Origin of the sequence: Succinivibrio faecicola, from assembly GCF_019448115.1 — a bacterium.
GTDB classification, from domain to species: Bacteria; Pseudomonadota; Gammaproteobacteria; order Enterobacterales; family Succinivibrionaceae; genus Succinivibrio; species Succinivibrio faecicola.
Genome location: NZ_JAGFNY010000029.1, coordinates 18,412 through 28,074 on the forward strand (window position 1 = coordinate 18,412; position 9,663 = coordinate 28,074).

Genomic DNA, 9,663 nt, shown 5'->3' on the forward strand with positions numbered 1-9,663 from the left:
GACCATTTACACTAATATTGTATTATTCAAAGGATAAAAATGATTAGCGAAGAAAAAATTAAGCATGCATTAACTGAATATAAAAATTGTTTTTCTTCAAGATGGAATGAAGAGAAATATAAATGGGAAGCGATCGAGTATTTTCAATCACACTGGAACATTGATGCTGACAATTTTGGGGAGATGTTTAAAAAAGCTACAGAAAAAACAGGTAATTTGCTGGCTGCGAAATTCTTTTTCCCTAGAGCAATGATAATTAACTTTGCAACAGCAAATGATAATTTAACTCGCGAGATGTTCCGCAACCTCTTTGATGAGTCAAAAGACTTAGTTCAGCGAATATCTGACTTCATAGATTCTTCTGAATCAATCAGAACTAAATATAATGATGGCACTTGGATAAATTCTTTTCAGAATACAAACGTAATAAGTATTTACCTATGGTTGAAATATCCTGATAAATATTACATATACAAACACAATGTTTTTCAAAGTGTTGCTAAACAATTAAGTGCTTCTTACAAGTTTAAGAAAGGCGATATTGAAAGTGTACGTGTCGTTTTTGATATGTATGATGAGATAAGGGATGTTCTAAATGAAGATACCGCGATAAATGTACTTCTTAGAAATTCTTTAACAGATTCTTGTTATCAGGATCTTCAGTTAAAAACATTAACAATAGATTTTTGCTTTTTCTTACATTTACAAAATAATGAAAAAAGTGAGATAGAATCAAATGATGATAAAGATGTATGGTACCCTAAAGATTACTCTCCTAATTTCTCAGTTGATGACTGGATTAATTTGTTAAATGATAGATCTGTTTTTTATCCAAATTGTCTTCAGATAATGAAGCGTATAAAGGATTATGGAGGTCAGGCAACTTGCAAGCAGCTTTCCCTAGAATACGGTGAAACTGTAAACTTCTACAATTCAGGTTCTTCTAGTTTAGCTAAAAGAATTGCCGAGAAAACAAATTGTCCTCTTCTTAAAGATAATAACGAAAATTCAAAATTGTGGCCAATTCTCTACACCGGTAAACCAGCAGATTCTGAAGAAGATGGATCATATGTGTGGCGTCTTAGAGCTGAACTATCAGAGGCTCTTGATAAAATCGATCTTTCAGATGTCATGCTATATTCAGTAGCATCCCCAAAAATTTGGAAAATCAGTGAAGGAACAGACAGCACGGGAGTACCTTCTGAGAATAGAAAGACTTTTTTAGATAGAAATGTAGTTGTAGTTCACAGCGAAACCACGTCAAAGGGAAAATCTTTAATTACTCAAGGCGAAGATTTTATGAAGTCTATTAAAAAAGATGATTTCTTCTATCTTTGTTTTGGTAACAGTATTCAACTTTTAGGTCAATTTACTAGTGATGATCCAGTTGAGAACCCTGAAATGAAGGACGGTTGGTATGAGCGCTCATACCGCATTATTGCCAAAGCTGTAATAGATTCTCCATACACAGGTGAACAAAAATGGTGGACGCCGAATAATAATTCTACTTGCATTAAGATAGATGAAAAAGATTTATTTGAACGTCTCATTTTAAAACCATACTTTAATATGACAGTAAAAGATCTTTTAGGTCAAAATGTTTGTCCAAAAAAGTACTGGTGGTTAAATGTAAATCCAAAAGTTTGGAGTTTTGACGATCTTAAAATAGAAGAAGAAAAAGCTTATACGCTATACAACGAAAATGGAAATAAAAGGCGTGTATATGAAAATTTTCTTGATGCAAATGTTGGAGATGCTGTATTAGTTTATGAAGCTTCACCAGTAAGAAAGATTGTTGGCTTATGTACAATTACTCATGCTAACGATGGAATCAACATATATTTTTCAAAAACAGAGCAATTTACAACACCAATTGAGTATTCTGATATAAGCGACTGCCAAGAATTATCAAAAATGGAGGTTTTGTCTAATCCAAATGGAAGTTTGTTTAAGTTATCTAAAGATGAATATGAATTCATTTTGGATATCATTCGAGAGCTGAATCCAATAAATACGAATATGACTTCAGAAAAGTATACAAGGGATAATTTCTTGTCTGAAGTGTTCATGGGGAAGGACAGATATGATGAACTTGTTTCAATGCTTAAACGTAAAAAGAATATCATTTTACAAGGTGCTCCTGGTGTTGGTAAGACCTTTACTGCAAAAAGATTGGCTTATTCGATGATGGGGGAAAAAGATGAATCACGTATTGCATTTGTTCAATTTCATCAGAACTATTCCTATGAAGATTTTATTATGGGCTATAGACCTGAAGGATCCAATTTTAAATTAAAAGAAGGCATTTTTTACAATTTCTGTAAAAAAGCATCAAATAATCCTGATAAGGAATTCTTCTTTATTATTGATGAAATAAATAGAGGAAATCTAAGTAAAATCTTTGGTGAACTTCTGATGCTTATTGAGGCTGATTATAGAGAAGAAAAAGCAACACTAGCATACAGTGGAAAATCTTTTTCTGTACCTAAGAATCTGTATATTATTGGTATGATGAATACTGCCGATCGTAGTCTTGCTTTAATAGATTACGCTTTACGTAGAAGATTTAGCTTTATGGAAATCGATCCAGGGTTTGACTCTGATGGATTCAAACAATACATGAGTACCTTTAATAATACTAAATTTAACAGTTTAATTGAACAGATCAAAGAACTCAATAATAAAATTACTGACGATCCTTCTTTAGGAAGAGGTTTTAGAATTGGTCATAGTTATTTCTGCGAACGTAATTGTGTTGAACATTTGAGCGATATTGTTAAATATGACATTATTCCAATGTTAGAGGAATACTGGTTTGACGATTCAGAAAAGGTGAAATATTGGAAAGATCGTTTGAGTGGTGTGTTTAATGATAAATGATAAAGGCATTTATATAAAAAACATATACTATATGCTTTCCTACGCATTTCAGGTTCTGAAACAGACAAATTATGAAAGCGTTGCTGCAGAAGAATTTAATAAAATAGAAGATTTGTTTGCAGCAATACTAGCAAAAGGAATAGCAAAACAGTTAAAACAAGGTTTATATCGAGAATACGTAGTAAATCATGACACGCTCTCAGTCATGAAAGGAAAAGTTGATTTACAGGAAACCATTCGTCTTCAAATTAAAAGAAAGCAAATGATTTCTTGTGAGTACGATGAATTGTCAGAAAACAATCTGTTTAATCAGATATTGAAAACGACAATGCATTATTTAATTATGAGTAAAGGTGTTGATCAAGAGCACAAAATAGCACTTACTAAGTTGTTTTTATTTTTTGATGGGGTTGATCTGCTTTCACCATCTTCAATTTTATGGAATCGCCTTCATTATCATAAAAACAGTAAGAATTATGAAATGCTTTTGAACATATGCTACTTAGTGATGGATGGAATGCTACAAACTACAGAAGCTGGCGAATACAAAATGTCATCATTCTCCGATGAGCACATGGCAAAGCTGTTTGAGAAATTTATTCTTGAATATTATCGTTGTGAGCGTAAAGATCTATCTGATGCAAGAGCAGCAAAAATTAAGTGGAACTTAGATTCTGATAGTAGCAAAAGCATGATTAGTTTTTTACCAGAAATGCAGTCTGATATTTTTCTTCGAAAGGATGAAAAAGTATTGATAATAGATGCAAAATATTATGGTAAAACAATGCAGTATAGAAACGACAAAAAAACACTCCATTCAAGCAATCTTTATCAAATCTTTACATACGTAAAAAATCAAGACAAAGAAAATACAGGAAATGTGTCGGGCATGCTTGTCTACGCAAAAACTCAGGAAAATTATATTCCAACAGAAGGTTACCAAGTTAAAATTGGTGGAAATCAAATTGGAGCCATAACGCTTGATCTTAACAAGGATTTTGAAGATATCAAAAAACAGCTTGATGATATTGCAATTCATTTTTTGGGGTAATAGATATTGCAATAATTGTTTAGGATAGATTGAAATATGGAACAGCAAATTATTACAACAAACAGATTACATGAACAAGAAAATAAAGTTCAAGAAAAATATGAATTAAGAATTTCTGCTAATAGCATAGAAGCTTCCGATGCTAGGTTTTCAATAGATAATCTAGAATTAGGTGATATGTTTACAATTCTCGATGTATATTTTAAAAGGTCAGATGGAGAAATAATACGCAGAAAAAGAAATAAAGGTGAGAGAAAAGTATCAAATCAAACCATGGCAAGAATTGCTTGTCAGCTTTTTGAAGATCGTCTTTCAAAACTTTCTTATGAAGAAAAAGAAAATTTTCCTGTGTGTAAATATTCTCCAAAATTTGAACTTATAAAAGGTATCTATACTAGTGTTGAGGAATTTAAGAAAAGACGCAATACATTAGAATACTTGACCTATACATATGATGAAGGAAAAATGTTTGTTCTTTATTGTTGGAATATTTTTTCAACAATTCAGTTTGTTCAAGAATGTTTGCGTCGATTTGGTGATCTAGGTGATCAATTCGTTCTTACATACAGAGATAAAATTGAATCAGAAATCAAGAATAATGAAATAGAAGAAAAAGAATTAATTCAGGAATCAAAAGATTACTTAAATGAATATTCTCATTTATTAATAGAATCAAAAAATCTTATTTTTAGAGGTGCCCCAGGAACTGGAAAATCATACTTAGCAAAGGAAATTGCCGCTGACATTATAAGTGAAGGGCGAGTAGCTAAATTTTCAGATCTTACCCCAGAACAGAAACAACAAGTTGAATTTGTTCAATTCCATCCAAATTATGACTATTCTGACTTTGTAGAAGGATTGAGACCTAAGATAAATAGCGATGGAACGATAGGCTTTGAATTACAAGATGGAATCTTCAAGAAATTTATCTCAAAAGCAAGAAAGAATTACGAAAATTCACAAAAATCAAATGAGGAAATTAAAAAAGAAGAATCTGTAAAGGAGAACATAAAAGATTTCTTTTCAAGTATTGAGTTGGGGGTAGATAAATTTAAAACAGTAACAGGTAATGAATTTACAATTACAAATATAGGTGATAATCATATTAGCATTTTTATTCCAAATAATCCTTCAGCTAACAAATTGATGTTAAATACAGATGAATTAAGGTTAATGTTGGAGTCAGATAAGAATTTTTCAAAAGTCAATGAGATGCCTGTTTTTTTTGGAAGAAAGTTTGCTACGCAAGAGTATTCTTACATTTTTTCTCTTTATAAGGAGATAAAGAAAAAAAAGATTAAAAATTCGAATAATAGGCTAAATGAAGATACCTTAAAAAAGAAATATATATTTATAATCGATGAAATCAATCGTGGTGAAATTTCAAAGATCTTTGGTGAATTGTTTTATTCAATAGATCCTGGATATAGAGGTACAGCAGGAGAAATTTCAACACAATACTCAAACATGCATTCAGATCTGACTGAAAAATTCTATATTCCGAATAATGTTTATATTATAGGAACAATGAATGATATTGACAGATCTGTTGATAGTTTTGATTTTGCAATGAGAAGACGTTTTCGCTTTGTTGAAATAAAAGCCGAAGATCGCCTTGAAATGTTATCTGATTTAGAAAACGATGAAATCAAAAATGAAGCTATTAGTAGAATGGAAAAACTCAATAAGGAAATAGTTCAAGTTGAAGATCTAAATGAGAACTATCAAATAGGAGCATCTTATTTCTTAAAGTTAAAATATTTAACTTTTGATCAACTTTGGACAGATTGCCTAAAACCTTTATTACAAGAGTATATTCAAGGTTTGTATAACGAGTCTGAAATAATGAAGAAATTCGAGCAAGCGTACGGATATAAAGAATCTTCTATTGGTGCATAAAATGCGCATTCGCAAATGTAAGGACAATTTTTTATATCCAAAAGAATCTTTTATGTTTATAAAAGATCTTACTGATAAAGTTTCAGATAAAACACTTTCTTATCTTGAAAGAGAAGGTGTCTTTGTATTTCCTGAATTAGTGGATAAATCAAATGATCTTTCTCGAGATCAAATGATAATTCAATCATGCAATCAAAATTATAGAACGGGTAATATTCTTGGTTATATTGGTTGTGGCAATGAATACCTAGAAATAAAATCAAGATTCATTATCCAAGAAGACAACAAACAGGATAATAGAGGTGAAGAATCAAAAGAAGATTTCTTTTTTCAGTATCTACTGAACAAAGTGCTGGATTTTCCTAATTTTGTTAATCTGAAGACTTCAGCTAGTAAGGATAAAGATATATTTAATTATTTGTTGTTTCTTTTTCCTTATTACTTAAAAAAGGCTATTAGAAAAGGTTTATTTAAAAGATACGTTAATATCAAATATAACGATAATAATGTAAAAGGTTGTATTGATGTTGCTAGGCATATTAAGAATAATACTCCTTTTATAGGGAAAATCGCATATAACCAAAGAGAGTTTTCTTATGACAACTATTTGATCGAACTTGTTCGTCATACGGTAGAATTTATTAAAAGAAAGTCATATGGAAAACAGATTATTAATACAATCAAAGAGGAAGTAAAACTAATTGTTGGAACTACAAAATTGTATCAGCCATATGATAAACAAAAGATCATAACTAAGAATAAAGATAACCCAATTCAACATGCATATTATAAAGAATATGCAACTTTGCAAAGGCTTTGCATTCTTATTCTAAGAAATCAAAAACATCAAGTAGGATTGGGAACAAAACAGATATACGGCATACTATTTGATGGTGCTTGGTTATGGGAAGAATATATAAACTCTTTAGTGGTTGATTATTTTCATCACCCTCAGAATAAAACAAAATCAGGAGAACAATATTTATTCAGTGGAGAAAGGTACTGCGGAACAATTTATCCTGATTTTATAGGAAAGAATATTGAGCATCGAATTATTGCTGATGCTAAATATAAATTTGATTCAAATATTTGTGGTCACGATTATCAACAATTATTAGCCTATATGTTTAGATTTGATTCAAAATTAGGAATATTTTTTTATCCAGAAGCTTCATACGATGAACAGATAAAAGATGTTGAACTGTATTTAAATAGAGGAACATCATATGATAATAATGTAGAAAAAAGGGAAGATGTAAAAATTCTAAAAATGGGATTAAAAATTCCTCAAAATGCTTGCAACTATGAAGATTTTGTTGGAAAAATAAAGATTAACGAATCTACCTTTATGCAAAATTTAAAAAATCATATGACACATTACTCGAGATATTAGTAATGTCTTTTTATCACAAAAGCACCGAAAGAATATAGCTATACATTCTTCAGTGCTTTTCCCAGATCTCTCGAAGCGCCTAATCTTTAAATTTCAGATAGTTCTTTCTTTAAATCTTCAATCGCTTTCAAGATTTTAATTTGTCTTTGAGTCTTTTCTTTTGCTGCACATAAACTTTCTTTTGTAGGATCTTGTACTCTAAAATCCTTCAGCTTATCAATAGGAAAAGACTTAATAACATTTCCTGCAGCGTGTAGTGCAATGTAATCCTTTGTAACCTTAGAAGTTAACTGTTTGAATACATATTCAGGTGTATAAGCTTCATCGGTAACTCTGATAATTACAAATGATTGGTTTACTATCCAGTTATCAACAACTTTGTCAATAAATGCAACCTTACCAACTGTCCCCTTAATAGAGAAGATAATATCGTTCTTCTGCAGTTTATTTTTAAGGCTACTACTTTGTGGAGTTAGTAAAAGAGTTTTTGTAGGAGCACTTACGAATCCATATTCATTGATATCAGATGCACCAACCTCATAATACTCTTTACCATCACCATCATTAGCTGTAGCTTGAGCTCTATACATAAATGCAATAGAGGATAGAGTCTTTGATGATTTATATTCATTAATTTTTTTGAGAGATTCTTTCATCTCATCAGATAAAGCATATCTTGATGGCAGTAGTAAGTAATCATTTGCTGCGATCTTGTCAATTGAAACCTTTTCACACTTACTAGAAAGAGTTCCTTTTATAGCATCAGAAAATACCTTGATAGCAGATTCATTTAATACAAAATTTGATCTGAAACTTAATTGCTCGTCTTTATATTTAGAGTCTGATAGATCAATCATAAGTATATCGTTATTGTTGGCTTCTTTATAATCAAAAAGAAGTGCAATTGTGCTTAAACCTGTTCCTGCAATATATCCAATAGGAAGTTCAACAATAGCAGCTAAACGTTTGGACTTTACTAACTTTTCTCTATAATTCTTCTGTTTTACGAGACTGTTAAAAGCAAATCCTGATGGAACTATACAAGCAAATCTACCTTTAATTGAAGTTGTCATATTTTCAATTATAGTATTTTCGAATATTTCTCTATTTTCGAGTTTGAGTCCAAAAGGTGGAACTGAAAAACCAACGTCATAAAAGTCTACTTTTGCATCAGATAATTTATCGAAACCTTCAATTTTAGTGTTTATCGATATGTCAAACAATGCCATTAGAAGATTGTCGATTGTGGTGTTTATTGGATTATATCTTAAAACATCGTTTACTTTTGCGTTTTTACCGGTGTATCTTACAGCTTCAACTAAATTGTTATATGGAAAATAAGCTTTGAGGTTTGATTTTCCATCACATACCCACTCAGATAAGGTTTTAGAAAATCTGTATTCTGAAAAATGTGAAAATGATGCTTTTCCGGATAGTAAATCAACTAAACGGTTAACTGTTTCTTCAATTTGCTCGCAATTATCCCATTCACAATTCTTTTTAATTTCCTTGTAGCTATTCATTAGGCTATTAGGCAATTTTGTAAGAGATAAAATTTCAGAACACATTTCCTTTGAGAAATTGTATAATTTTGCACATTTTGAAATATCGTTAGAGAAATCAGAATCTAGACTGCTAGATAATTCATTCTTTTTATGAAGTAGTTCAATAGTGCATGCTAAAAAGAATGTACTTAACTCTTTTCTGTCTAATGAAGAAACTAAGGCTTCAAAATCTAATAAATGTGATCTTTTCATATACTTCCTCTTAATCTGAAGATTTAGATAATTTAAAACTATTTAAACGATATGTTGTAATAAGAGTGTCGCCATTAGCAACTAAAGTAAAACCACCTTTTTCCGCCATCTTGTCAGTTATTTTTTTCATCTTAGAAAAGATCTGGCTTAAGAGTTCACAATTCTTTTTACTCAAAGTGATCTTGTCGCCATCTGAGATTCCAAAATGATATAAAATATCTATTACAGGCTGAGTGATTCCCCTTTGGCTCATGCGTTGATGAATATGACGAGTCTTATACATAATTGAATACCTCTTTTTTATTTAGTCACTTGGTTACCGTGTACTTATAGTTTAGTCGCTGTACAGCCAAAAGTAAAGTGGTAATGCAGTGACTAAATTAAAAAAATGTGATCAAGATCGCTGTGGTAATGTAGTGACTAAAATAAAGGTAAGGTTGGTTTTTCTTGATATATCAAACAAATAGTAAGTATTAATAATCCATTAATACCTATATTTTTTTTGACCATTACTGCAAGTCAATTCAAAGAAATTTTAAAAATCATATCCTTATGATCTATAAGTAATTTTTTAGATCAGTTGGCGTTTTGCGCCATTTGAAGCATAGTTAAGAAATTCACGTCAGATACAATCTTAAAAAATTTTTGAGAGTATCTGTATGAATTTAAAATTAGCTTACCAA

The 9,663-nt window shown here is 30.6% G+C and carries 6 protein-coding genes; 4 read left to right on the forward strand and 2 right to left on the reverse strand.

Translation table 11 applies throughout. The features are described 5' to 3' along the window. Positions 1 to 39: 39 nt before the first annotated feature. From J5V48_RS09955 to J5V48_RS07770, 4 genes are read left to right on the forward strand one after another with little or no spacing between them, the layout of a single operon-like run. Positions 40 to 2,880 (forward strand): AAA family ATPase, encoded by a 2,841-nt coding sequence (locus J5V48_RS09955; protein ID WP_255557769.1) that lies wholly within the window; start codon positions 40 to 42, stop codon positions 2,878 to 2,880. Continuing rightward, on the forward strand, positions 2,870 to 3,931 hold the full coding sequence (gene mcrC, locus J5V48_RS07760; protein ID WP_219938008.1) for a 5-methylcytosine-specific restriction endonuclease system specificity protein McrC: 1,062 nt from the start codon (positions 2,870 to 2,872) through the stop codon (positions 3,929 to 3,931). The genes J5V48_RS09955 and mcrC overlap by 11 nt, the downstream gene beginning before the upstream one ends. A gap of 36 nt (positions 3,932 to 3,967) precedes the next feature. Then, entirely contained in the window at positions 3,968 to 5,830 is a 1,863-nt protein-coding gene (locus J5V48_RS07765; RefSeq protein WP_219938009.1) for an McrB family protein, read from the forward strand. 1 nt (position 5,831) lies between these two features. Next, positions 5,832 to 7,223, forward strand: a complete 1,392-nt coding sequence (locus tag J5V48_RS07770) for an McrC family protein (RefSeq protein WP_219938010.1) — start codon at positions 5,832 to 5,834, stop codon at positions 7,221 to 7,223. Positions 7,224 to 7,309: 86 nt separating this feature from the next. Here J5V48_RS07770 and J5V48_RS07775 read toward each other — a convergent pair whose 3' ends face one another. Then, positions 7,310 to 8,980, reverse strand: coding sequence for an N-6 DNA methylase (locus J5V48_RS07775; protein WP_219938011.1), 1,671 nt, complete (start codon positions 8,978 to 8,980; stop codon positions 7,310 to 7,312). A gap of 10 nt (positions 8,981 to 8,990) precedes the next feature. Then, positions 8,991 to 9,263 carry a hypothetical protein gene (locus tag J5V48_RS07780; protein WP_219938012.1) on the reverse strand — a complete coding sequence of 91 codons (273 nt, stop codon included), beginning with the start codon at positions 9,261 to 9,263 and terminating at the stop codon, positions 8,991 to 8,993. Positions 9,264 to 9,663: the final 400 nt, after the last annotated feature.